The organism is Haloflavibacter putidus, assembly GCF_006546625.1.
In the GTDB taxonomy this organism is placed as follows: Bacteria; Bacteroidota; Bacteroidia; order Flavobacteriales; family Flavobacteriaceae; genus Mesonia; species Mesonia putida.
On sequence record NZ_VIAR01000013.1, the window covers coordinates 1 to 22,981 of the forward strand.

At 35.8% G+C, this 22,981-nt stretch carries 22 protein-coding genes and 1 pseudogene; 13 read left to right on the forward strand and 10 right to left on the reverse strand.

All coding sequences use genetic code 11. The features are described from left to right. Positions 1 to 312 precede the first annotated feature (312 nt). Entirely contained in the window at positions 313 to 1,452 is a 1,140-nt protein-coding gene (locus FKR84_RS11390) for a DegT/DnrJ/EryC1/StrS family aminotransferase (RefSeq protein WP_141422443.1), read from the forward strand. 1 nt (position 1,453) lies between these two features. After that, positions 1,454 to 2,008 (forward strand): nitroreductase family protein, encoded by a 555-nt coding sequence (locus FKR84_RS11395; protein ID WP_141422444.1) that lies wholly within the window; start codon positions 1,454 to 1,456, stop codon positions 2,006 to 2,008. A gap of 158 nt (positions 2,009 to 2,166) precedes the next feature. Here the strand turns inward: FKR84_RS11395 and FKR84_RS11400 are convergent, their stop codons facing one another. Together FKR84_RS11400 and FKR84_RS11405 are read right to left on the reverse strand one after the other, a co-directional pair. Next, positions 2,167 to 2,937, reverse strand: a complete 771-nt coding sequence (locus FKR84_RS11400; protein WP_141422445.1) for a 2-keto-4-pentenoate hydratase — start codon at positions 2,935 to 2,937, stop codon at positions 2,167 to 2,169. Positions 2,938 to 2,948: 11 nt separating this feature from the next. After that, entirely contained in the window at positions 2,949 to 3,449 is a 501-nt protein-coding gene (locus FKR84_RS11405; protein WP_141422446.1) for a DUF456 domain-containing protein, read from the reverse strand. A gap of 124 nt (positions 3,450 to 3,573) precedes the next feature. Here FKR84_RS11405 and FKR84_RS11410 point away from each other — a divergent pair, with 124 nt between their 5' ends. The 5 genes from FKR84_RS11410 to FKR84_RS11430 all read left to right on the forward strand — a co-directional run bounded on the left by FKR84_RS11410 (position 3,574) and on the right by FKR84_RS11430 (position 7,841). Further along, positions 3,574 to 3,936 (forward strand): BlaI/MecI/CopY family transcriptional regulator, encoded by a 363-nt coding sequence (locus tag FKR84_RS11410; RefSeq protein WP_141422447.1) that lies wholly within the window; start codon positions 3,574 to 3,576, stop codon positions 3,934 to 3,936. Then, positions 3,936 to 5,453 carry a M56 family metallopeptidase gene (locus FKR84_RS11415; RefSeq protein WP_141422448.1) on the forward strand — a complete coding sequence of 506 codons (1,518 nt, stop codon included), beginning with the start codon at positions 3,936 to 3,938 and terminating at the stop codon, positions 5,451 to 5,453. The genes FKR84_RS11410 and FKR84_RS11415 overlap by 1 nt, the downstream gene beginning before the upstream one ends. A 3-nt stretch (positions 5,454 to 5,456) precedes the next feature. Continuing rightward, positions 5,457 to 6,608: a tetratricopeptide repeat protein gene (locus tag FKR84_RS11420; RefSeq protein ID WP_141422449.1), complete on the forward strand. Its 1,152-nt coding sequence runs from the start codon at positions 5,457 to 5,459 to the stop codon at positions 6,606 to 6,608. A gap of 94 nt (positions 6,609 to 6,702) precedes the next feature. Next, positions 6,703 to 7,257, forward strand: a complete 555-nt coding sequence (locus FKR84_RS11425; protein WP_141422450.1) for a glutathione peroxidase — start codon at positions 6,703 to 6,705, stop codon at positions 7,255 to 7,257. A 107-nt stretch (positions 7,258 to 7,364) separates the two neighbouring features. Continuing rightward, positions 7,365 to 7,841, forward strand: a complete 477-nt coding sequence (locus FKR84_RS11430; protein WP_141422451.1) for a hypothetical protein — start codon at positions 7,365 to 7,367, stop codon at positions 7,839 to 7,841. A 1-nt stretch (position 7,842) separates the two neighbouring features. Here FKR84_RS11430 and FKR84_RS11435 read toward each other — a convergent pair whose 3' ends face one another. From FKR84_RS11435 to FKR84_RS11445, 3 genes are all read right to left on the reverse strand, one after another. After that, positions 7,843 to 8,724 carry a porin family protein gene (locus tag FKR84_RS11435; RefSeq protein ID WP_141422452.1) on the reverse strand — a complete coding sequence of 294 codons (882 nt, stop codon included), beginning with the start codon at positions 8,722 to 8,724 and terminating at the stop codon, positions 7,843 to 7,845. 81 nt (positions 8,725 to 8,805) lie between these two features. Further along, the gene (locus tag FKR84_RS11440) at positions 8,806 to 9,927 is read right to left on the reverse strand and encodes a glycosyltransferase (protein WP_141422453.1); all 1,122 of its coding nucleotides are present in this window, start codon (positions 9,925 to 9,927) and stop codon (positions 8,806 to 8,808) included. Continuing rightward, complete coding sequence (locus tag FKR84_RS11445; RefSeq protein ID WP_141422454.1) at positions 9,924 to 10,763, reverse strand: hypothetical protein; 840 nt, start codon at positions 10,761 to 10,763, stop codon at positions 9,924 to 9,926. The genes FKR84_RS11440 and FKR84_RS11445 overlap by 4 nt, the downstream gene beginning before the upstream one ends. Before the next feature lie 131 nt (positions 10,764 to 10,894). On the opposite strand from FKR84_RS11445, the gene ruvC reads away from it, so the two are divergent. Then, positions 10,895 to 11,446, forward strand: coding sequence for a crossover junction endodeoxyribonuclease RuvC (gene ruvC / locus FKR84_RS11450; protein WP_141422455.1), 552 nt, complete (start codon positions 10,895 to 10,897; stop codon positions 11,444 to 11,446). A gap of 320 nt (positions 11,447 to 11,766) precedes the next feature. Here ruvC and FKR84_RS11455 read toward each other — a convergent pair. The 5 genes and pseudogenes from FKR84_RS11455 to FKR84_RS11475 form a co-directional block, all read right to left on the reverse strand. Continuing rightward, a pseudogene (locus FKR84_RS11455) lies at positions 11,767 to 12,939 on the reverse strand (chloride channel protein). 90 nt (positions 12,940 to 13,029) lie between these two features. Then, positions 13,030 to 15,060 carry a M3 family metallopeptidase gene (locus tag FKR84_RS11460; RefSeq protein ID WP_141422536.1) on the reverse strand — a complete coding sequence of 677 codons (2,031 nt, stop codon included), beginning with the start codon at positions 15,058 to 15,060 and terminating at the stop codon, positions 13,030 to 13,032. A 766-nt stretch (positions 15,061 to 15,826) separates the two neighbouring features. After that, a complete protein-coding gene (locus tag FKR84_RS11465; protein ID WP_141422456.1) occupies positions 15,827 to 17,323 on the reverse strand; it encodes a carboxypeptidase-like regulatory domain-containing protein in 1,497 nt (498 codons plus the stop codon). Between the two features lie 128 nt (positions 17,324 to 17,451). After that, a complete protein-coding gene (gene purE / locus FKR84_RS11470; protein WP_141422457.1) occupies positions 17,452 to 17,937 on the reverse strand; it encodes a 5-(carboxyamino)imidazole ribonucleotide mutase in 486 nt (161 codons plus the stop codon). A 137-nt stretch (positions 17,938 to 18,074) separates the two neighbouring features. Further along, a complete protein-coding gene (locus FKR84_RS11475) occupies positions 18,075 to 19,232 on the reverse strand; it encodes a 5-(carboxyamino)imidazole ribonucleotide synthase (protein WP_141422458.1) in 1,158 nt (385 codons plus the stop codon). 243 nt (positions 19,233 to 19,475) lie between these two features. Here FKR84_RS11475 and hpt point away from each other — a divergent pair, with 243 nt between their 5' ends. The 5 genes from hpt (at position 19,476) to FKR84_RS11500 (ending at position 22,967) form a co-directional block, all read left to right on the forward strand. Further along, positions 19,476 to 20,006, forward strand: coding sequence for a hypoxanthine phosphoribosyltransferase (gene hpt, locus FKR84_RS11480; protein WP_141422459.1), 531 nt, complete (start codon positions 19,476 to 19,478; stop codon positions 20,004 to 20,006). A 1-nt stretch (position 20,007) separates the two neighbouring features. Continuing rightward, entirely contained in the window at positions 20,008 to 20,589 is a 582-nt protein-coding gene (locus FKR84_RS11485) for an adenylate kinase (protein ID WP_141422460.1), read from the forward strand. Beyond that, entirely contained in the window at positions 20,590 to 21,615 is a 1,026-nt protein-coding gene (gene obgE / locus FKR84_RS11490; RefSeq protein ID WP_141422461.1) for a GTPase ObgE, read from the forward strand. A 71-nt stretch (positions 21,616 to 21,686) separates the two neighbouring features. Further along, on the forward strand, positions 21,687 to 22,214 hold the full coding sequence (locus FKR84_RS11495) for a DUF4136 domain-containing protein (RefSeq protein ID WP_141422462.1): 528 nt from the start codon (positions 21,687 to 21,689) through the stop codon (positions 22,212 to 22,214). A gap of 36 nt (positions 22,215 to 22,250) precedes the next feature. Further along, positions 22,251 to 22,967, forward strand: coding sequence for a tetratricopeptide repeat protein (locus FKR84_RS11500; protein WP_233357758.1), 717 nt, complete (start codon positions 22,251 to 22,253; stop codon positions 22,965 to 22,967). Positions 22,968 to 22,981 lie beyond the last annotated feature (14 nt).

The window sequence follows — 22,981 nt, forward strand, 5'->3', positions numbered from 1 at the left end:
GCACGTGTCTTAAAAGCTGATAAAATACAAACTCTCATTCCGTTATCAAGAATTATAGACTACTATAAGCGGTAAGCTGTACGCTATAAAACCCAAAAAGAATTAACATAATGCCTAAAGCATATAGCTTAAAGCTGAAATTGCGTTAAGGATAGTAGCGGTTACCCTGCAAACAAGCCTTTTTGGGCTTGTTGAAGCGTAAAAGCGCATAGCCTGACCCTCAATTTTTATTGGGGGGAACGCCCTAATAATTATTTTGGAAAACCGTAATTTTGAAATATATTCTATAGTTTTACGCTTAAAAACAAATGTATGGGGAAAGATAAAATTTGGCTCTCTTCGCCGCATATGGGTGGAGAAGAAAAAAAATATGTAGATAAGGCTTTTGAAGAAAATTGGATTGCCCCATTAGGACCAAATGTAGAGGCTTTTGAAGGCGAATTAGAAAACTTTTTGCAGGGACAAAGCCAAGTAGCTGTTCTAAGCAGCGGAACTGCCGCTATACATTTGGCATTACTCCGTTTGGGGGTTACTGGCGGTGATGAAGTGCTTTGCCAGAGTTTTACTTTTGCGGCTTCGGCAAATCCTATTACCTATTTGGGCGCAAAACCGGTTTTTATAGATTCTGAAGAAAAAACCTGGAATTTATGTCCGTTAACCTTAGAGAAAGCAATTAAAGACCGCATAAATGCAGGGAAAAAACCCAAAGCCATATTGACCGTACATTTATACGGAATGCCTTACCAAGTAGATAAAATACACCAACTTGCCAGGGAATATGAAATTCCGGTAGTAGAAGATGCTGCAGAGGCCTTAGGTTCTTCCTATGCCAGGAGAAAATGCGGAACCTTTGGAGATTATGCGGTACTTTCTTTTAACGGCAATAAAATTATAACCACTGGAGGCGGCGGCGCTTTGGTTTGCCGTAGTCAAGAACAAAAAAAAGAAGCGATTTTTTATGCCACCCAAGCCCGGGATCAAGCTCCGCATTACCAGCATAGTAAAATTGGGTACAATTACCGGTTGAGTAATGTTTCTGCGGGTATTGGCGTAGGACAAATGCAGGTATTGGCGCAACACGTGGCTTTACGCCGAAAAATGCATGCTTTTTACCAAGAGTTATTTAAAGAAATTGATGGAGTTACTGTGTTTTCTGAACCCAATGAAAAGTACTACAGCAATCATTGGCTATCTGCTATCTTAATAGATCCTAAAAAAACCAATGGCATTAGCAGAGAAGATTTACGGTTGGCTTTTGAAAAAGAAAATATAGAAAGCAGACCATTGTGGAAACCAATGCATTTGCAGCCGGTTTACAAAGATGCTCTTTATTATGGCGAGGCTGTGGCCGAAAATTTGTTTGCTAAAGGTTTATGCTTACCTTCGGGCTCTAACCTTACAAACACCGACAGAAGTAGAATAGAAAAGGTTGTTAAATCTGTATTTAAGTAATATGAAAATAAATGAACTTATAAAAAAAAGACGGTCGGTTTTTCCTGCTCAATACAATAATAAACCAATTAGTAAAGATGTTATACAGCAAATTGTAACAGCAGCCAATTGGGCCCCAACCCATAAAAAAACAGAGCCTTGGCGTTTTAAAGTCTTACAAGAAGAAGCTTTATTGGAGTTTGGTGAATTTTTGGCGGCAAAATATAAAGCAACTACCAAAAAATATTCTGCCTTTAAGGAAAAGAAAATTCTTAAAAAATTTGAACAATCTGCTTGTGTTATCGTTATTAGTTTTCAGCGTGATCCAAAAGAGAGGATACCCGAATGGGAAGAAATTGCTTCTACTGCTATGGCCGTGCAAAATATGTGGTTACTTGCTACAGATTTAGGTATTGGTGCTTATTGGAGTTCTCCGGCATTAAAAGAATTTACGCCAGAATTTTTTGATTTTGAAGAAGGCGAACACTGTTTAGGTTTTTTCTATATGGGGTATTTTGACGAAAGCCTACCTGAAGATAAACGTATACCTATAGATGAAAAAGTGCAATGGTTTTAGTTGTGGTTAAAAGTCAAAAAGTCAGAGAGTCAAAGAAGTAATAAGTATAATCTCGAAAATAGAGATTAGGAAAAAGGTGTAAAACAAGTAATTTTAATTGAATAGACTCATTTGAATTACCTTTCTCTGGTGTAAATTGCAATTATAAAAAGCAGTATTTATATAGTTCTAAATGCTAGTTCTCCCAAGCCCTCTATATGCGCTTTTACTACATCGCCTTTTTGCAAAACTACCATTGGACCTAAAGCTCCAGATAAAATAATCTCGCCTTTTTTTAACGGATTTCCAATTTCTATCATTTTTGTAGCGAGCCATTGCACCGCATTAAGCGGATTGCCCAAGCAACTTGCTCCACTGCCATCAGAAACTAATTGGTCATTTATATACAATTGCATTTTGCAATTTTCTAAATCTACTTTATCCAGTTCTATTGGTTTTTTACCGACAACAAAATGACTGGAAGAAGCGTTATCTGCAATGGTATCGGTTATTTTTATGTCCCAATCTTTTATGCGGCTACCAACAATTTCTATGGCAATTAAAGCGTAATCTATGGCTTGTTTAAGACTTTCTATTGTGGGAGGAGTGGTAATATCTTCTTTCAGTACAAACGCAATTTCGGCCTCTACTTTTGGTTGCAAAAATTTAGAATGCATTATAACGCCATCCGGTTCTATTTGCATACTGTCTAATAAAATACCAAAATCGGGTTGATCTACTCCCAGTTGCTCTTGTACTTTTTTATTAGTAAGACCAATTTTCTTTCCAATTTCTTTTTTTTCTTCCGCTTTAGCTTTTTCAATATTTATGGTTTGAATTTTATAAGCGGCAGTCAAATCTTTTTCCGCTAAAAAAGAACGAATGGGTTGGCAAGGTTTATTGGTAATTGTTGCGTTGTGAAGCAAATTTGCTATTTCTTCTAATTGCATAAGGACGATGTTTAAAAAAATGAATCTTTAAAGCCCCAAAATACATAAATATATAAACCTAAAAACACGCAAGCAATAATAAATTTCATAAAAGTAGAAGCCAGAAAACCTAAAAAGGAGCCGTAAGCGGCTTTTAATGCCTTGCCAGAAGTAGAATTTTTAAAGAAAAACTCGCCTATAAAAGCGCCAAGAAAAGGACCGATTAAAAACCCTAAGGGAATGGGTGCAATTATACCGGCAATTAGACCAACAGTAGTGCCAATTGCTCCGGCTTTACTGCCGCCATAACGTTTGGTTCCCGCGGCGGGAATAACATAATCTAAAACCGAAATAATTATTGCTACAGCCAGTGTACTGACCAAAATCCAATAATTGGTGGGCACAATACTGGTTGAATATAAAAGCAACAACCCAACCCAGCTAATTGGCGGGCCGGGCAAAACCGGTAAAAGACTGCCTACAATACCAACTAAGCATAGTATAAAACCAAGCAAGAGTAATAAAATATCCATAGAAATAGTTTTCAGATTTTAAATGTACATTATTTTCTAAAACAAAATTAACACCTAAAATATTAGTTTAAACTAAATAAATAGTTATATTTGTTTTGGTAAAGCAAATAAAAAACAAAGTATAATGAAAGAATTAACCAAAGCAGAAGAAGAAATTATGCAACTTCTATGGAAGTTAGAACAAGCTAATGTTGCTGCTCTTTTAGAAGAAATGAACGAGCCTAAACCGGCTTATAATACCGTTTCTACTATTGTGCGAATTTTGGAGACCAAAGGTTTTGTAGGCTACAAAAAGGTTGGGAGAGGGCACGAATACTATCCGTTGATAGAAAAAGATAACTACAGTAAATTTTCATTAAGCAAGCTAATGAACAATTATTTTGACGGCTCTATGAAAACCATGCTTTCCTTTTTTGTAGATAAAAACGATATGAGCGTAAAGGAGTTGGAAGATATTCTTTCGGAAATAAATAAAAAGAAAAAATAATGGCAACCTATCTACTTAATTTTAGTCTGTTTTTAGCCCTTTTTTGGGTCTTATACATGGCATTTTTCCGTAAAGAAACCTTTTTTAACCACAATAGGGTGTATCTTATATTGGCACCAATAATCGCTGCGCTTTTGCCTTTTGTGGTAATTCCTTCTTTAGATTTTATGCCTAACAACAGCGCAAATTGGTATATGCAAACGCCTATATTTTTGACAAATAATACTATTGCAACAACGCCCGAAACCGTAATTAATGCAGAGAGTAGCAACACCTTTTCTTATATAAACGCCGTTCTCTTATTCTATCTTGTAGGCTTTTTATTTATGTTTTTTAAGCTTACGCGGAAAATAATACGCTTTAGAAAATTAAAAACTTCGGCTAAAGTGATAAAAGTTGGCAGACACAAAATTTACCAATTAACCAATAGCGATGCGGCTTTTACTTTTTTTAATAGTGTTTTTATTGGCGATAGTTTAGAAGGCGCTAAGCAAAGTAAAATTTTGCAACACGAACTGGTGCACAAACGCCACAAACACAGTTTCGATTTACTTTATTACGAAATTTTAAAAGTAATCTGTTGGTTTCATCCGGTAGTTTACAGCCTTCAAAATCAACTCCGGTTAGTACACGAATATACTGCCGATGCTTTGGTGGTGCAAGAACACAATAAAATAAACTACACAGAGAACATTCTTAACGGATTTTTTCAAGTAAAAGGAATATCCTTTACCAATCAATTTTTCAACCATTCATTAATTAAAAAACGTATAATTATGTTACACAAAACAAAATCTCAAAAAACAGCATTGCTCAAATACCTAATGCTTTTGCCGGTATTGGCAATTATGCTTACATATGTTTCATGTACACAAGAAACGGCTGCTACAAAAGAACCAATGAAAACAGAGGAAAATGTGGTAAATGGCGACATGATATTTAAAATGCAGGTGGGAGATATAGATAACCTAACCCAAGAAGAATCTGCTACAATGGCAGATAAAGTGCAAGAAGCGGTAGATACCAACATCAAGTTAATAATTGTCTTAGACGACGGCAAAAACCAAAAACCTATTACGGTAAACGCGAATAAGTTAGGTGTGCCACCCTTACCGCCAACGCCGCCATCTCCTAACACGCCGCCCAATCCGACAGAGAGTGGAGTTCCTTATTCCTCAATAGACGTGGTGCCGGCTTATCAAGGTTGCGACCAAAATCAAGATAACGAAAGTCTTAGAAAATGTACCAGCAACAAAATTTCAGAATTTGTAAATGCTAATTTTAATACCAACTTGGGTAAAGAATTAGATTTAGAAGGTGTAAACCGAGTTTATGTGCGTTTTACCATTGCAAAAGATGGCATAATTAAAGACGTACAAGCACGCGCACCACATCCAGATTTACAAGAAGAAGCAGTTAGAGTGGTAAAAAGTTTACCAAAAATGCAACCGGGTATGCAAAATGGCAAACCGGTAAACGTGCTTTACTCGTTACCAATTGTATTTAAAATTAACTAAAAAGTGCGCATAACATATTTACTTTTCTTATTTATAATAATTCCCCGGGTCGAAGCGCAAACTTCGACCTTGGTTTTGGCAGATAGCTTATTCGCGATTGGCAACTATCAAAAAGCCATTCAACTTTATAAAAATCAAGCTACTATTTCTGCTACGGTTTATCAAAAAATCGCTTCCGCGGAAAAGACTCGGGGCAATTTAACTCAAGCTTTGTCGGCCTACAAAAAAGCCATTGCGCAAGAACCAAATTTGTTAATTGCAAAAGCGAACTACGGAAAATTGTTACGCCAAACCTATCAGTATAAAAAAGCAGATAGCGTTTACACGGAATTAATTCAGAAGCATCCTAAAAACCCTGATTTTCATTACCAAATGGGAATAGTAAAACAGCGGTTAAAAGATACAACAGCTGTGCATTATTTCCAGAAAACGATCCAATTAGATTCGTTTCACCAAAATGCCTTATATTATTTAGCAAAACATTTTTACACCAAGAAAAATTTCAGTAAAACCGAAAAACTTACTCAAAAGGTCTTACAGAAAAATAACCTTAATTTAAAAATAAATCTTTTATCTGCACAAAATGCTTATACGCAAAAACACTATAAAACAGCAGTTAAGCGCTATTTAAACGTACTTAATTTAGGGTATAAATCTGCTACGGTTTATGAGAAACTTGGAGCGGCTTGTTACCAAGAATCACAAATAAAAAAAGCTATAGGTTTTTATCAAAAAGCAATTCGGTTAGACCCGCAAAAAGCTTCTGCACACGCATCTTTAGGTAAACTTTATTTACTACACGAAAAACCTAAGAAAGCAGAAGAACATTTGTTATTGGCTCTTCTTTTGTCTAAACCGCAATTAGATGAGCTATACCAATCTTTGGGTCTTACCTACAAATTGCAAAAAGACTATAAAAAAGCTTTGCCTTATTTTAAACTTGCGTTGGAAGAAAATCCTAACAAAATACGTAGCCAGTTTGAGTTGGCCGTAGCGGCAGATAATTATTACGCAGAATTAGACACAAGACTTTCGTATTACAAATTGTTTCTTAATAAATTTGAATTAAATTCTAAAGCTACTTATTATACCAGTTTAGCCAAACGCAGAATTTCTGATATTAAGCAAGAAAAACATCTAGGTAAGGGCAAGTAAAGCTTTCAACAAGTAATAATAAAAACTTAAATAAGCTTTAAACGCATTAAACCTGATAGATTTGTTTGTATTTTTATCCAAAAAAATAAACAATATGAGAAATTTGGTTTTGTTTAGTTTGGTGTTAGTAAATTTCAGTCTTTTTGCCCAAAAAAGTGCTTCAGATAAACACAATATTTATCAATTTACGGTAGAGGATATTAGCGGAGAAAAATTTGATTTAAAAGAACTTAAGGGCAAAAAAGTAATGCTGGTAAACACGGCAAGCAAATGCGGATATACGCCACAATACGCAGATTTGCAGCGTCTTTATGAAAAATATAAAAGTCAAGATTTTACCATAATAGGATTTCCGGCCAATAACTTTGGGCGGCAAGAACCGGGTAGTGACGAAGAAATAGCAAAGTTTTGCGAAGCTAATTACGGCGTTAGTTTCCCGATGATGAGTAAAATTTCCGTAAAGGGAGAAGATATGCATCCGCTTTATGCATTTTTAACGCAAAAAGAAAAAAACGGCTTTAAAGATTCTGAAGTAAAATGGAATTTTCAAAAGTATTTGATTAACGAAAAAGGCGAGTTGGTACGCGTGGTTCCTTCGGCTACTTTGCCTACAGATAAAAGCATTATCAGTTGGATTACCAATGGCTAAACCTTGAGCGGTAATTTTTAAAAAAACCTGCTTTTTCTATCTTGGTGAGAATAACAATTTTAAGAATTGCTATTCCTTTTTTAGTGCTATTTGCGTACTTTTACGCTATGAGTAAGATGTGGGCAATTATCTTTTTATTGGCATTGGCGGGTTGCAAAAATTTTGAAACCCAAAAACTATCGTCTAAAGAACTCGTAGACCAAGAATTAAAACAAATAGATTGGAAAGAAGTAGATCGTTACCCAACCTTTGTAGTTTGTCAGGATTACAACAGTCAAGAAGAAGTAGCGCGTTGTTTTGCTAAAGTAATTACAGAAGAAATTTATAAAAATCTGCAACAAAAAGAAATCAATTTTAAAGATTCTATTACAGAAAAAGCTTGGTTGTTTATTTCTATTACAGAAGAGGGTAAAACCCATTTAGACTCTTTACAGCAATCTTCTAAGCTGCAAGAAAATCTGCCCAATTTAAAAGATTGGTTGCAAGTTGCTGTACAAGATTTACCAAAAGTCTATCCGGCACAAAAACGCGGAATTCCCGTTGCTACAAATTTCAGGTTGCCCATTCGGTTTGAAACCGAATAATTTATAGTCTAAACTTATAACCTAAGCTAAAATCTATAGGAAACTCGTCGTTGTTATTTATGCCAGGGGCAACAATATCATTATACCCCAAGGTCAAAAAGCCGTTTGGCGTAATACGGTATGCTAAGCCTATACCTAATCCTACCGGAAATTCTAAAGACGCTTCTGTGTTGCTTTCCGAAGAGAAAACACTGCCGTCATCATTAAATATTACACGCTCTGAGTCAGAATAAATAAAACTCACCAACTTTGCGTTTATAAACGCGCGAAAATCTTTGCCGTTTATTAATCGAAATCTATAATTTAAACCAACCTCAAAAGCAGAATAATCATAATCGTCAGATTCAAAAACATACTCTGTAGTAATGGCTGCCGAGTGTCGCGTCCAGTTTTCTTCGTCATAAATCTCGAGTTCCGCCCCCATAAACGGATTTTTAGCATTGGTAGGATTAGGCGTATAAACAGAGTTTGTTATACCGCCATAAAAACCCAAACGCGTAGAAAGCATACTGCTTTCGTTCTCTACAATCACAAAATCGGGATCGGTAATACTATTATACGATTGAATATAAGAAGTTAAGCTACCCAAAGTAAACCGAACGTTTTTCGGGTCCATTGCGGCATCTTTGGTTAAGGCTTCTAAAGTTTTTTTGTATTCTTTTTGAAAATCACCATCTTTTTTAGTGTTTTTCAATTCCATTATAGTGCCATTTTTCTTGGTAAAATAACGGTATTCTTTATCGATGGTATTCCATAATAAACTTAAATTACCGTCAACTTCGGTATGCAAAGTATAAGTTTCACCGTTTACCGTATAGTTTTCTTGTGCGTTGATAAATTGTAAGCTTAAAATGCAAATCAAAAGGCTAAAAACTTTTTTCATAGATAGGAAGTCATTTTTAAAGTATTGTTAAAATTAAACAATTTTATTAATCTTAGAGAATAAGCAAGCAATTTTTCGGGTTTATTTTTTAAAGTTTCTCTCTTTCCAAGTGTAGCCACCAAATAATGCCTTTACGGAAACCGCCGTATTAAAAAACGGATGAAGTGCAGCAACGCCAATAAATTTACGTAAACTATTTTCTTGTTTAAAAAATTTACCTGCGGTATAAAGTACGATAAAATCTAAGTTTAATTTTATAAAAAATAAGATGAAGAAAGTTATTGGTTGGGTTAAAAAAAAGATAGCTCCAAAAAAACTAAGAACTAAAAATAGATGCACGGCAAAAATTAGAATCCCTATACTTTTAGGAAGAAAATTTTGATAAGCCGAAGTTTTAGAAGCCCATCTAACGCGTTGCCAAAACAATGCTTTCCACGATTGTGGTGCTTGTGTTTTTACAGCAGCTTTCATATTAAATAAATAACCAATTGGTTGTTTGTGTTGTTGCATTTTCTCTAACAAAAATATGTCGTCACCACTGGCAATATTTTCATTTTCTTGGTACCCATTTACTTGTACAAAAGCAGATTTCTCAAACCCCATATTTGCAGCATTGAGTAAAAACGGTTTTTTATTGCCAAAACCACCAAAAGTTGCGGCTTGTAAACTTAAAAAATCCAAGTGTTGAAAGTGTTCAAAAAAAGAGTTTGGCGTTGTATATTTTACGGGACCGGCAAGTAACTTTACCGGTTCTCTAAGAAAACCGCTGTTATAATATTGCAACCAATTTTGCGGTAAAATACAATCTGCATCGGTTTGAAGAATATAATTGTGTTTAGCCTTTGTAATTCCTAAATTTAAGGCTTGTTTTTTACCGCTTTTTTCTGCGCTGCTTTGTAATAAAACGCAATTATTAAGTTGGTATTTTTCTTTGAATTCTTGTGCAATTTTTTCGGAAGCATCTTCAGAATTATCATTTACCAAAAGAACTTCAAATCTGTCTTTAGGATAGTTTAGGTTGGCTATACTTTGTAGTAAAGCAGGCAAATTTTCGACTTCATTTCTGTACGGAATGCAAATGGAAAAGCTTATTTCGGGCGACTTAAACTCGTCACTGGTTTTTGGGAGTTTTTTTATTCCGTAAAGTAACCAAAGCATCAATGCGGCATAAACAAGGCTTAAAATTATCGAAACATAAATCATTTTTGAAATAATTTGTACTGGTATAATTTAGAATTGGCTATAAAAACGCTTCCTAAAACTGCCGGCAAACCAAAATTAAACAACCACATAATTAGGCTTGCCAAAACCACATTTACTTCGGCTATGCCGTAAAAAGAAAATATAAAAATACCCACACCACCTTTTACAACTGCGTCTAGTAAAAATATTGTGGGCAAAAAAGAAGCGATAAGATAAACTAAGAATATTGCGCTTAAAATTGGGAAGTAAGCAAGCTCTTCGTTTTCTAACAAATACAATAAAAAGAAAAACTGGTGGCTAAAAACCAAATACCGCATTGCCGATAAACCAATTACTTTTAACTTTAAAACCGGCTTTACTTGTAAAAAAGCCTTTTTTAAACGGAAGAAATAATTCTGGAAAACAGAAAATTGCCAGGTTATAATTCCGACAAGAAAGACAGAAAAAAATAGGAACAAAGCATATTTCCAATTAAACCAAGTTGCCGAAAAACCTTGGTGAAAAAAGAAATATGCACCAATTAAACCAAATAAAAGCGTGGATAGCAGTTGTGAAAAATTCCCCAGAAGGTTTAAAAAAACAATACGTTTCCAGTAAGGTTTTTGAAAGAATAAAGATTTTGCTCCATATTCTCCCAGTCTGTTAGGGGTTAAAATACTTATTGCGTGGGCAGAAAAAACTTGGTTGAAAGCAGTTTTAAAGGCTGTTTTTTGAAAGCTGGAAATAAGTAATTTCCATTTTTTAACTTCCAACAACCAGTTAATGCCGCTTAAAATAAGTAAGATAAAAACAATTTTAAAACTTAAAATAGAATGTAAGTTTATGTTTTGTGTCACAAGCCCAGCATTCAATTTAAAATAAATATAAATGCAAATGCCAATTAGCAGTGCTAATTTTAAAGCCTTAAAAAATATTTGCTGATATTTATGCCTAAGTTTGCGCATACGCAAAGAAACAACTATTTAATTTGAATACAGAAAAAATCATATTGGGTGTAGATCCGGGAACCACCATTATGGGTTACGGTTTGATTAAGGTGGTAAACAAAAAAATGGAATTTATGCAGCTTAACGAGCTTATGCTCAAAAAATACAACGATCATTACGTGAAATTAAAACTGATTTTTGAGCGCACAATTGAGTTGATTGACACTTACCATCCAGATGAAATTGCTATTGAAGCGCCTTTTTTTGGAAAAAACGTGCAATCTATGTTAAAATTAGGTAGGGCGCAAGGCGTAGCAATGGCTGCCGGTTTAAGCAGGGAAATTCCCGTAACCGAATATTCGCCAAAAAAAATAAAAATGGCCATTACCGGCAATGGTAACGCTAGCAAAGAACAAGTTGCCAGAATGTTGCAAAGCACTTTGAAGTTAAAAAGCTTGCCTAAAAATTTAGATTCTACAGATGGTTTGGCCGCAGCGGTTTGCCATTTTTACAATCAAGGCAAAATCACAACAGGTAAAAACTATTCGGGTTGGGCTTCTTTTGTAAAAGACAATCCGAATAAAGTAAAATAACAGTAGATCTTAATATAGCAATGTTTTTTCTCTTCTTTTTCTTCAGTATAGCTAAGCTTTTTCGTGAATATTTTTGAAGCCTTGGAAAAAATTTAGAAAAAGCTTAGTGGTTTTTCGCTGAAAGCGAAAAAATACCTAAGAAAAAGTGTCTTTTCTTTTGGCTTGGTTTATCCTGAGCTTAAGCCGAAGGGTTTTCTTTGGACGAGCAAAGAAAATGAACTAAACTTCTTAAAAATGCAAGAGGCTTATTACATTTATAAAAAGATTAGTTTGAACTTAAGTTAACATTTTTGAGACTTCCGTGCGTTAAAAAAGCTTATTTACGGTTCTAACTGACTACGAATAAAAGGAATTCTTGGTGCTAAAAAATAGCCTACCAAGCTGGCAAAAAATATCGGGATTAAATATTCGAACCCGGTTAAAGTTCCTAAAAGAATAGTGGTGCTCATTGGCGTTCTGGTAACACAAGCATTAATTGCCGCCATACAGCTAACAATTATCAAAGAAGGATTTACGCCCGGAAAAAAGTTTTGTAAAAACAAGCCTAAAGCAGTTCCTACAAAAAATAACGGAATAATAAATCCGCCGCGCCAACCGGAAGTCACCGTAATGGCAATAGCCAGAATTTTAGCAACACAAATCCAGATTAGAAGTTGCATAGAAAATTCGCCCAACAATAAATGATTGATTTCATAATGGCTAAAAAAACGGGTTATTGGGTAATGATAAGAGATTACGCCCAGTAAAATTCCTCCAATAGTGGTATTGATATAAATAGGCGTTTTTAGCTTTTCAAAAGCTTGTTTTAAGGTTTTTGTTACCAAAATAAAAAGCCAACCGGCCATAGCTGCTATAGCTGCAAAAAGTACCGCATAAGCAAAATCAAAAGTACTGCTAATTTCGTAAGTTGGTAAATTCTACATCGGGCCTAAACCTAAATGTACAATTAGTGCAAAAACCAAAAAGCTAAATGAGCTCGCCACAAAGGCCGGAATTATGGCGCGATAATATTCTACCGTGTGTTTGTGGTGCAAAATCTCTAAAGAAAACAAACTACCGCCCAGCGGAGCCCCAAATAATGCGGTAAAACCGGAAGCCATTCCGGCAATACTCAGCGAACGCAATTTTTCTCCTTTTAAACGGAATATTTTCCCCAGCCAGGTTCCGGTAGAACCGGTAACTTGTACCAACGGGGCTTCTGGTCCTAAACTTCCGCCCGAACCAACGCATAAAAGCGAAGACAAAATCATAGACGGATTGTTCTTAGGATTTAGCTTTCCTTTATTAAAACGAATGTTGTTTACAATCAAATCCATCTCGCCGGGATCGCCTATAAAATGAATAATCAAACCGGCCAAAAAACCGGCAGAAGCCATAATAGGAATTACTAACAAGCCTTGAAAAAATTCTACTTTGTAAATTATATAATCTAGAATTATCCAGTAAACTCCGGTTAGAACGCCTCCAAAAATGCCTAATAATGCCCATAACAAAAACATCCTGCTAAATAAAAACGGCCTGAATTTTACCGGTTTATCTAGCAGGTTGGTATAGGTTATAAGTTTCTTTTTGTATTTCAACAATTAGTTTTTTAACAAGCCGGCTCTTTCTAATAAAGCATCCGGATTGGGTTCTTTTCCGCGAAAGCGTTTATACAAAATCATCGGATTTTCGCTACCACCTTTTGATAAAATATTTTCTTTAAATTTTGTAGCTATTTCTTTAGCAAAAATACCTTTTTCCTTAAAGTATGCATATGCATCTGCATCTAAAACTTCTGCCCACTTATAAGAGTAATAACCGGCAGAATAACCGCCTTGAAATATGTGCGAAAATGCAGTACTCATACAATTTTCTGGTATATCTGGATATAGTTTTGTGTTTTCAAAAGCTTTTAATTCGTGCGCTTTTACGTTTGTAATTTCGGTTGGGTCTATTGCGTGCCACGCCATATCTAACATGCCGAAACTTAACTGGCGTACGGTTTGTATACCTTCTAAGAAATTGGCAGATTTTTTTATTTTTTCAATCAATTCCATCGGAATTATTTCGCCGGTTTTGTAATGTTTGGCAAAAAGCTCTAAGGCTTCTTTTTCATAGCACCAATTTTCTAGCAACTGACTTGGTAATTCTACAAAATCCCAATACACCGAAGGTCCCGATAAACTTGGGTAAGTAGAATTGGCTAAAATGCCGTGAAGCGCGTGGCCAAATTCGTGAAAAAGCGTGGTAACTTCCGTAAAGGTTAATAAAGAAGGTTTGCTTTTGGTAGGTCTCGTAAAGTTGCAAACGTTAGAAACATGCGGCCGAACATCTTTTCCGTTTTGTTTTTTTTGGTCTTTGTAAATGGTCATCCAAGCACCGTTGCGTTTGCCTTCCCGCGGATGAAAATCTGCGTAAAATAAAGCAACAAATTCATTCTTCCGATTATAGATTTCAAAGGTTTTTACCTCTTCGTGGTATTTGTCGATATTTTCTACTTCCTTAAAAGTGATATCGTATAACTTTTCGGCTACGGTAAAAACACCTTTAATTACGTTTTCTAAAGAAAAATAAGGTTTTAGCTGCTCGTCGTCTAACTGAAAACGCTTTTGGCGTAACTTTTCGGAATAAAATGCGCTGTCCCATTTTTGCAGTTCTTCTATGCCGTCTTCTTCTTTGGCAAAGTCTTGCAATTCTTTAAACTCTTTCTCTGCTGCGGGTTTTGCTTTTTGTAATAAATCTTCTAAAAAGTGGTTTACTTTTTCTGGAGATTTTGCCATACGTTCTTCCAGAACAAAATGGGCGTGGGTTTTAAAACCAAGTAAATTGGCACGCTTATGACGTAATTTTGCAATTTGCAATACGTTTTCTTCGTTGTTGTATTTATTGTCTTGAAAAGCTTTGGCACCAAAAGCAATTGCCATTTTTTTGCGGAGTTTGCGATTTTGCACATATTTCATAAATGGCAAATAGCTGGGAAAATGCAAGGTAAAAAGATAGCCTTCTTTTTCTTTGCTTTTGGCCAGCTCTGCTGCGGTTTCCAACTCGCTTTCCGGCAAGCCTTTTAAATCGTTCTTATCACTTACCAATAGCTCAAAATTATTGGTTTCTGCCAAAACGTTTTCGCCAAACGTAAGCGATAATTTTGCGAGCTCTTGGTCTATTTTACGTAGTTCTTCTTTTTTATCGTCCGGCAGATTAGCGCCGTTTCTACTAAATGCTTTATAGTGTTTATCGAGCAAAGTTTTTTGTTCCTCGGTAAGGTTTAAAGAATCTTTTTTCTCGTAAACTTCTTTTACGCGTGCAAATAAGTCTTCGTTTAAAAGCAAATCGTTATTAAAAGCACTTAACCAAGGCGAAACTTCTTGGGCAATTTTCTGGATTTCCTCACTGGTTTCGGCAGAATTTATATTAAAAAAAATACCGGCAACCCGACCTAATTTTTCGCCCGAGAATTCTAAAGCTTCAATCGTATTTTCAAAACTTGGTTTTTCTGGATTGGAGGTAATTTGTTCTATTTCGGCTTTAGCTAAGTTAATAGCTTCTTGTATTGCCGGTTTATAATGTTTGGTTTCTATTTTAGAAAAAGGTGCCGTATCAAACTCTTGTAATAACGGATTTTGATTGCTCATATTTTTGTGTTTTTTGGGTAATACCAAAGTAACAATGTAATATCGCATTTAAACTCGTTCGTTTTTTATACGACATTACACAATTAAATTGGTAGTACAAATTTACGAAGCTTTTTAGGCTTTGCCATTTTTGCACGCTAAAATGCCGTTAAAAAATGGTTTTTACTGAAAAAAAAGTTTAGGGAACTAATCCCATCCCCAGCCCTTCCCCGAGGGAAGGGAGCGTGTTCGAAAAAAAAGAAAATGGTTAATTGGTTAAATGGAAACCCGATAAAAGAATTTGAATTTTCACGCCGAGTTTTAAAATAAATTTCAGTATTGATTTGAAAAGCAATTTAAAGTCCTTCCCTCAGGGAAGGATATAGGATGGGATGAATAGCATTGAATTCCCATCTCCAGCCCTTCCCTGAGGGAAGGGAGCGTGTTTGAAAAAAAAGAAAATGGTTAATTGGTTAAATGGAGAACCGATAAAAGAATTTGAATTTTCACGCCGAGTTTTAAAATAAATTCCAGTATTGATTTGAAAAGCAATTTAAAGTCCTTCCCTCAGGGAAGGATATAGGATGGGATGAATAGCATTGGATTCCCATCCCCAGCCCTTCCCCGAGGGAGGTAGTAAACTTCTTAAGAAACTAAAAATGAATACAAATTGAATAGTTGCAATGAAAATTGATTATCACATCTATCTAGGTGTCAAATCGAGCGCAGTCGAGATTTTCTAAAGCTTGAAACAGTTTTTGATTTAAGTTTATTTCAAAAAAGAAAACTAATACTCAAATTCTTCAATTTCTTTGCTTGGTGCTAAGATGTTGTATGCTTTCCAGATTTGCGAATTGTATGCTTTTATCTTTTCTAATTTAATGCCTTTGCCGGGTTTTATGGCTTCAAAATCAGCCTGGCTAATGGCTTGATTGTCTATAAAAAGAAACTCTGAAGTAGAATGGTTGAGGTTTTCGATTAGAAAATTGAATTTCAATTTTGGTTTGCTGGTAAACCAACCAACTTCTTTATTTTCTTTAAATAAAATATTCCTGTCTAAATAGACATAATCCCGTGCCGATTTTTTAATGTATTTTGGTAAATACTTACCCTCTTCATTCTTCTGAAAAATTAAAATACCTTTGGCTTGATCTCTTTTATAGTTTATACCAAACAGAAACTTCATGTTCATGCCGGCTGCTTTTTCTCCTTCTAATAAAGCATAATCCATTTTTATAACCGCGTGCGTGTCTGCGCTAATGTATAGCGTACCTTGGTATTTTGCGCTACCGCGGTCTGGTTCAAAACCTAAAACGTAAACCATTTCGCCTTTATAACCGCTTACGTCTTTTAAGGTGAATTTGTAGCGTTTATAATTTTCGATAAAATCGAAACCAGTAATAGTAAAAAAGGTTTCGCGGTTTTGTTTAAATTCAAAACTTTTGGCTTTGTTTTCGTTTAAAATAGAGTCGCTGGTGCTTAATTCTATGGCTTCTTTTAATTTTAAAGAATCTTGTAATTTAAAAAGTCCGCTTTTTACTTTAAAGGTTTTATCGCTGTCTAAATTTGCGGTAAGCGAGTTGAGGGTTTTTTCTAAAATCTTCCCGGATTCTTTGCTTTTTTCTTCGTTGGCCAATTTGGTGGCTTTTTGTAATTGCGTTTTAAAATTGGCGTCCTTGTCTTTATATAAGTAATAGAAACTTTCAGAATACTGCTCAGAAGGTTTTCCTTTGGAAGCATTGGCTATGCTGTCTACCACTTCTACAAAGCGATTTTGTTGTTTTTTACTGAGAAAATCGGCTTTTTTTATGTTTACCTCCATATCTTTCATTTCGTAGGTGCCGGAATAGCGTTCAAAAACTGCCATTTTCGCTTCCGCGGAAGCGTAATTGTTTTCGGCATTTTCCAAAACTTTCTCCATAAGCTCTTCGGGAATGATTTTACTGCGATCTATCAAGTAAACATCTTCTAACTCATCTATTTTTTCTTCCAGATAAATTGCATCTTGGTCGTTAAAATCTTTTACCGCAATCTTTTTAGGAGCGTAACCAAGTGAGTAGAATTTCAGGCTGTCTGTTGGAGTTGCTTTTTCTGTGTTGATGCTGAATTTACCTTCGGTATTGCTAATAACCCCATAGTTTTTACCCAGCGTAATTTCTGCAAAGGGAATAGGTTCTTGCGTCGATTTGCTAAAAATACTGCCGGAAAAATTTTGCGCCGCAAGCGAAAAAGAAGCGCCAAATAGCAAAATGCCTGCAAATAGCAGGAAAAATAATTTTTTCATGGTAGTTGGTTTCTTATAAGACGAGAAAGAAGAAAAGTTGTTACAATTTCTAAAAGGCAACTGCGTCTATTCTATTAAAACCTGTTCCTTTTTTTTTAGGAAAATATCGGTATTTTAAAAACAAATCACTACTTTTTCATCTCTTCCGCACCTTTTATAACCTTATCTTTTAAACTTTCTTTATAGGCTATAATTTTATCTTGTACCGCTTTATCGGAAGCGCCGATAATTTGGGCAGCCAGAATACCGGCATTTTTAGCGCCGTCTAAAGCTACCGTAGCAACCGGAACGCCACCCGGCATTTGTAAAATAGACAAAACAGAGTCCCAACCATCTATAGAATTACGCGATTTTACCGGAACGCCAATAACCGGTAATGGCGAAAGCGAAGCTATCATTCCCGGCAAATGTGCGGCGCCACCGGCTCCGGCAATAATTACTTTTAAACCGCGCTGATGGGCGTTTTTGCCATAATCAAATAGTTTGTCGGGCGTGCGGTGAGCAGAAACAATATCTACTTCTACCGTAATGCCAAAGTCTTTTAAAACCTCTATCGCGTCTTGCATAACAGGAAGATCGCTAGTGCTTCCCATAATAATTCCTACTTTATTCATGTCTTATTTTATTTTTTTATTTCTGCCAACGGCCAACTGAACACGGCTTTCGTTTCGATACAAAATTCTTTAGAATTTCACTCAACGCCCGCTATCATTTAAATGTTTACTAACTACTCAATATTCAATACTCAATACTAATTACTCACCACCTCAATCTCTTTCTTCACCGCTTCGGCTGTTTTTCTGGCCTCGTCCAAATCTTTGTTTACAATGGTAACGTGGCCCATTTTTCGGAAAGGACGGGTTTGTTTTTTACCGTAAATATGCGGACTCACCCCATCCATTTTCATTATTTTTTCAATGTTTTTGTAGCGTACTTGTCCTTCGTAATCTGGATGCCCAACTAAGTTAACCATCACGCCGGCAACCTTGCTATCTGTGTTTCCTAATGGCAAATCTAAAATAGCACGTAAATGCTGCTCGAACTGGTTGGTGTAGCTTGCCTCAATGCTGTAATGACCGCTATTGTGTGGCCTTGGCGCTACTTCATTTACCAAGATTTCGTTTTCTTGTGTCAAAAAAAGTTCTACCGCCAATAAGCCCACATGTTCAAAACTCTCCGAAACTTCTTTAGCAACCGCGCGGGCTTTTTCAGCTATTTCGGGTTCTATTCTTGCCGGGCACAAAACGTATTCTACCTGATTGGCCTCCGGGTGAAATTCCATTTCTACCACCGGATAAGTTTTTACCTCTCCAGAAACGCTTCGGGCAACCACCACGGCCAATTCGTTTTTAAAACGAATCATTTTTTCGGCTAAACACGCGCCATCGGGCATTGGTATCAAATCTTCTTCTTCTCTAATCACGCTCACACCTTTGCCGTCATAACCGCCGGTGGTGCTTTTCCATACAAACGGATATTCCCATTCTTTACGCACCAAAGCTTCTGTCAAATCGTCTTTTTCGGGGTAAACCCTAAAATCTGCTGTAGGAATATTTTGTTCTTTATAAAAATTCTTTTGTACGCCTTTGTCTTGTATTTTCCGTAAAGTTGCCGCAGAAGGATATACTTTTTTGCCTTCCTTTTCCAATTGCTCTAAGGCCTCTACGTTTACGGTTTCAATCTCAAAGGTGAGTACATCTACTTTTCTGCCAAAATCTAACACGTTTTCAAAATTCATTAAGTCTCCTTCCGTAAAGGCATTGCACGCAATTTTACACGGTGCTTCCGGATTAGGATCCATCACAGCGGTTTTTATATCGTATTTCCTGGTTTCGTACAACAACATTTTGCCTAACTGGCCGCCGCCTAAAATTCCTAAAGTAAAATTGGATGAAAAATAATTGTACATAAATAAGTTTGTTTTGGGCGTTTCCCTCCCCAATAAAAATTGGGTAGGGTCGGGCTATTCGCTATATCTTTTTTGGCAAAATGTAAAGCAGAGCCCAAGAGTTTTGCCAAAAAAGGATGCCGCTACTATCCCTAACGCGGTAAGCAACAAAAATAAATCTTTCCAATAGATTTTACTAAACAATAGGCTTTAAATATGTAATCCTTATATTTGCATTTTGTTAAGCAAAACACCCAAATTTTTATGCTTAAACTACACGATTTAGAATTTGAGCCGTTTATTTCTAACCGGCAAATAGAAGCAGCTGTAGAAGAGGTTGCGCAAAAAATAAACGAAGACTTTTCAGGTAAATGTCCGGTTTTTTTAAGTGTTTTAAATGGCGCTTATCCGTTTACAGCGGCTTTAACCCAGCGCTTTAAAGGAGATTGTGAGGTAGAATTTACCAAGCTAAAATCGTATGAAGGCACTTCGTCTACCGGAAAATTAAAAAACCTAATTGGCGTAGAAAACCTAAAAGATAAACACGTAATTATAATAGAAGATATTGTAGACACCGGCAATACTTTTTCAGAAATCATTAAAATTTTAGAAGAAAAAGAAGTAGCCAGTTTTAAAATAGCTACTTTATTTTACAAACCCGAAGCTTATAAAAAAGAGCATAATCTAGATTATGTAGGGATGGAAATACCCAACAAATTTATAGTAGGTTATGGTTTAGATTATGATGGTTTAGGTCGAAATTTGCCAGAAGTCTATCAATTAAAACAAAAATAAAATGATTAAAATTGTATTGTTTGGCCCTCCGGGCGCCGGAAAAGGAACACAAGCAGATATTTTAAAAGATAAATACAATCTAATACATCTTTCTACCGGAGATATTTTTCGTTATAATATGAAAAATAATACTCCGCTGGGTAAAGAGGCAAAAGCTTATATTGAAAAAGGACAATTAGTACCTGATAAAGTTACCGTAGAAATGCTCAAAGATGAGGTAAACCGACAAAAAGAGGCCAATGGTTTTATTTTTGACGGTTTCCCTAGAACGCAAACACAAGCCATAGCCTTAGATGAGTTTTTAGAAAATAAAAACGAAAAAATTGATGGCATGATTGCTTTAGAGGTTTCAGATGAGGTTTTGGTACAACGCCTTTTAGAACGTGGAAAAACATCTGGACGTGCAGACGATGCCAACGAAGAAGTAATACAAAAAAGAATAAATGTATATCACGAAGAAACTGCGGTTTTAAAAAACTATTACGAAAAACAAGGTAAATATTACGGGGTAGACGGCGAAGGTAGTATAGAAGAAATAACCGAGCGTTTATCTAATGTAATCGATAAAATTAAAGCAGAATAAATGAAAGAAGGAAACTTTATAGATTATGTAAAGCTACAAGTTAAATCGGGTAAAGGTGGTAAAGGTTCTGCGCATTTGCACCGGGAAAAATTTGTAGAAAAAGGCGGTCCCGATGGGGGAGATGGCGGCAGAGGAGGCCACGTAATCATTAAAGGAAACGAAAATTTATGGACGCTTTACGAATTTAATTTTAAACGCCATATACGCGCAGAACACGGTAAAGATGGCAGTAAGCAACGCAGTTCTGGTGCTGCCGGTACAGATGCTTATGTAGAAGTGCCACTTGGTACGGTTATTCGCGATACAGAAACCAATACCATAATAAACGAAATAACAGAGCACGACGAAGAGATAATTATTGCAGAAGGCGGCAAAGGCGGGCAAGGCAATTGGCATTTTAAATCTTCTACCAATCAAACGCCACGTTATGCACAACCCGGTTTAGAAGGCGAAGAAAAAGCTATAACCTTAGAGTTAAAAGTGCTGGCAGATGTTGGGCTGGTTGGTTTTCCTAATGCAGGAAAATCTACTTTACTTTCGGTTATTACCGCTGCTAAACCAAAGATTGCCAATTATGAGTTTACTACTTTAAAGCCCAATTTAGGGATTGTAGAATATCGCGACCACAGAAGTTTTATAGTAGCCGATATTCCGGGAATTATAGAAGGTGCCGCCGAAGGAAAAGGCTTGGGCTATCGCTTTTTACGCCATATTGAGCGCAATTCTACCTTATTGTTTTTGATACCTTGCGATGTAGATGACATCAAAAAGCAATACGATATTTTGGTAGACGAATTGAAAAGATATAATCCTGAACTATTAGATAAAGAACGTTTGGTGGCTATTTCTAAAAGCGATATGTTAGATAGTGAGCTTCAAACCGAACTCAACCAGCAATTACAAAAAGATTTTGGTTCTATTCCTTTTCTCTTTATATCTTCTGTAGCGCAACAAGGTTTACAAGAGCTTAAAGACGAACTTTGGGATTTGCTCAATAGAAAACCCGAAGATAAGCAGGACTTATAAAATGTTAAGAATGCGTTATTAAAACGCCAACCGAAATTATTTTCTTTATTTTTAATGGTAAATCAACCATTATGCGAAAATTACTTTTATTAACGATGATTTCGGTTTTTTTGAGCTCTTGCGGCGGCCCGAAAGTTTTTTACGACTACGACCAAAATATAGATTTTAATAACTTTCAGAGTTTTTCTTTTTATAAAGATATGCAAAGCGGTTTGCGGCCTTTAGATCAAGAAAGAGTGCAAGAAGCAATTAGAGAACAGCTGAAAGAACAAGATTTCGCGACGAGCGAAACGCCAGATTTTAAAGTAAATTTTTACGCAGATTTTTATAACGAACGCAGTAATAGTACTATTGGTATAGGTGTTGGTGGCGGAGGCGGACGCGTTGGCGGTGGTGTTTCGGGCGGAATACCTATTGGTGGAACAAAAACCTTTATTAGTCTTACTGTAGAGTTTGTACAAGCATCCAACAACGAGCTGTATTGGCAAGCCGTGATAGAAAGTCCGTTTAACAATAACACCAAACCAGAAGAGCGCATTGCTTTTTTTAATGCGATAATAGAAAAAGCCTTACAATCTTATCCGCCGGAAGAAAAGTAATTCTTACTTTGGCAGCACTTTTGTAATATAATGCGTATGTTAAGAATAGTATTTCTTTTATTATTTATTCCCGCTTTAAGCTTTGGTCAAAATGCAAGTTTTGAAACAGGGGTTGCGCAATACGAAAATAGAAATTACCAAGAAGCGGCAGTTTTTTTTAATTCCGTAAAGAAATCTTCCAACAACTATTACAAAGCCCAAGAATATTTGGGAGATATTGCTGCGCAAAAGAAAAAATGGGATAAAGCCTTAAAATACTACGAAAGCTTAATAGAGAAATTTCCTAATAACGCCAATTACCATTTTAAATATGGCGGGGCTTTGGGTTTAAAAGCTTTGGAGCTAAGTAAAGTAGAAGCTTTATTTTATATTTCAGATATTAAAAAACATTTAAATAGGGCTGCACAATTAGATAAGCAACATATTGAAGTACGTTGGGCGCTAATTGAATTATATTTAGAATTACCTGCTGTTTTAGGCGGTAGTAGTGAGACAGCCTCTAATTGTGCCGATGAGTTACTCGAAATTAGCGAAGTAGACGGGTGGTTGGCAAAAGGCAAAATAGCATTGGAAGAAGAAGATTACCAAGCTGCAGAAAATTACTATAAAAAAGCAATAAAAGTAGGGCAATCTGTCACTACTTATAAGAAATTGCTGCACTTATATAAAATTAGTGACCAAATAGAAAAACAAGAAAAGTGGCAGCAAGTGGCCGCTAAAAAGCATCCACAAATAGATTGGACCAATATTTAACCAGCTAACTGTTT

Coding starts and splice junctions, on each gene's coding strand:
- FKR84_RS11390 (WP_141422443.1), top strand. CDS start 313: ATGGGGAAAGATAAAATTTGGCTCTCTTCGCCGCATATGGGTGGAGAA.
- FKR84_RS11395 (WP_141422444.1), top strand. CDS start 1,454: ATGAAAATAAATGAACTTATAAAAAAAAGACGGTCGGTTTTTCCTGCT.
- FKR84_RS11400 (WP_141422445.1), bottom strand. CDS start 2,937: ATGCAATTAGAAGAAATAGCAAATTTGCTTCACAACGCAACAATTACC.
- FKR84_RS11405 (WP_141422446.1), bottom strand. CDS start 3,449: ATGGATATTTTATTACTCTTGCTTGGTTTTATACTATGCTTAGTTGGT.
- FKR84_RS11410 (WP_141422447.1), top strand. CDS start 3,574: ATGAAAGAATTAACCAAAGCAGAAGAAGAAATTATGCAACTTCTATGG.
- FKR84_RS11415 (WP_141422448.1), top strand. CDS start 3,936: ATGGCAACCTATCTACTTAATTTTAGTCTGTTTTTAGCCCTTTTTTGG.
- FKR84_RS11425 (WP_141422450.1), top strand. CDS start 6,703: ATGAGAAATTTGGTTTTGTTTAGTTTGGTGTTAGTAAATTTCAGTCTT.
- FKR84_RS11430 (WP_141422451.1), top strand. CDS start 7,365: ATGAGTAAGATGTGGGCAATTATCTTTTTATTGGCATTGGCGGGTTGC.
- FKR84_RS11435 (WP_141422452.1), bottom strand. CDS start 8,724: ATGAAAAAAGTTTTTAGCCTTTTGATTTGCATTTTAAGCTTACAATTT.
- FKR84_RS11440 (WP_141422453.1), bottom strand. CDS start 9,927: ATGATTTATGTTTCGATAATTTTAAGCCTTGTTTATGCCGCATTGATG.
- FKR84_RS11460 (WP_141422536.1), bottom strand. CDS start 15,060: ATGAGCAATCAAAATCCGTTATTACAAGAGTTTGATACGGCACCTTTT.
- FKR84_RS11465 (WP_141422456.1), bottom strand. CDS start 17,323: ATGAAAAAATTATTTTTCCTGCTATTTGCAGGCATTTTGCTATTTGGC.
- purE (WP_141422457.1), bottom strand. CDS start 17,937: ATGAATAAAGTAGGAATTATTATGGGAAGCACTAGCGATCTTCCTGTT.
- FKR84_RS11475 (WP_141422458.1), bottom strand. CDS start 19,232: ATGTACAATTATTTTTCATCCAATTTTACTTTAGGAATTTTAGGCGGC.
- hpt (WP_141422459.1), top strand. CDS start 19,476: ATGCTTAAACTACACGATTTAGAATTTGAGCCGTTTATTTCTAACCGG.
- FKR84_RS11485 (WP_141422460.1), top strand. CDS start 20,008: ATGATTAAAATTGTATTGTTTGGCCCTCCGGGCGCCGGAAAAGGAACA.
- obgE (WP_141422461.1), top strand. CDS start 20,590: ATGAAAGAAGGAAACTTTATAGATTATGTAAAGCTACAAGTTAAATCG.
- FKR84_RS11495 (WP_141422462.1), top strand. CDS start 21,687: ATGCGAAAATTACTTTTATTAACGATGATTTCGGTTTTTTTGAGCTCT.
- FKR84_RS11500 (WP_233357758.1), top strand. CDS start 22,251: ATGTTAAGAATAGTATTTCTTTTATTATTTATTCCCGCTTTAAGCTTT.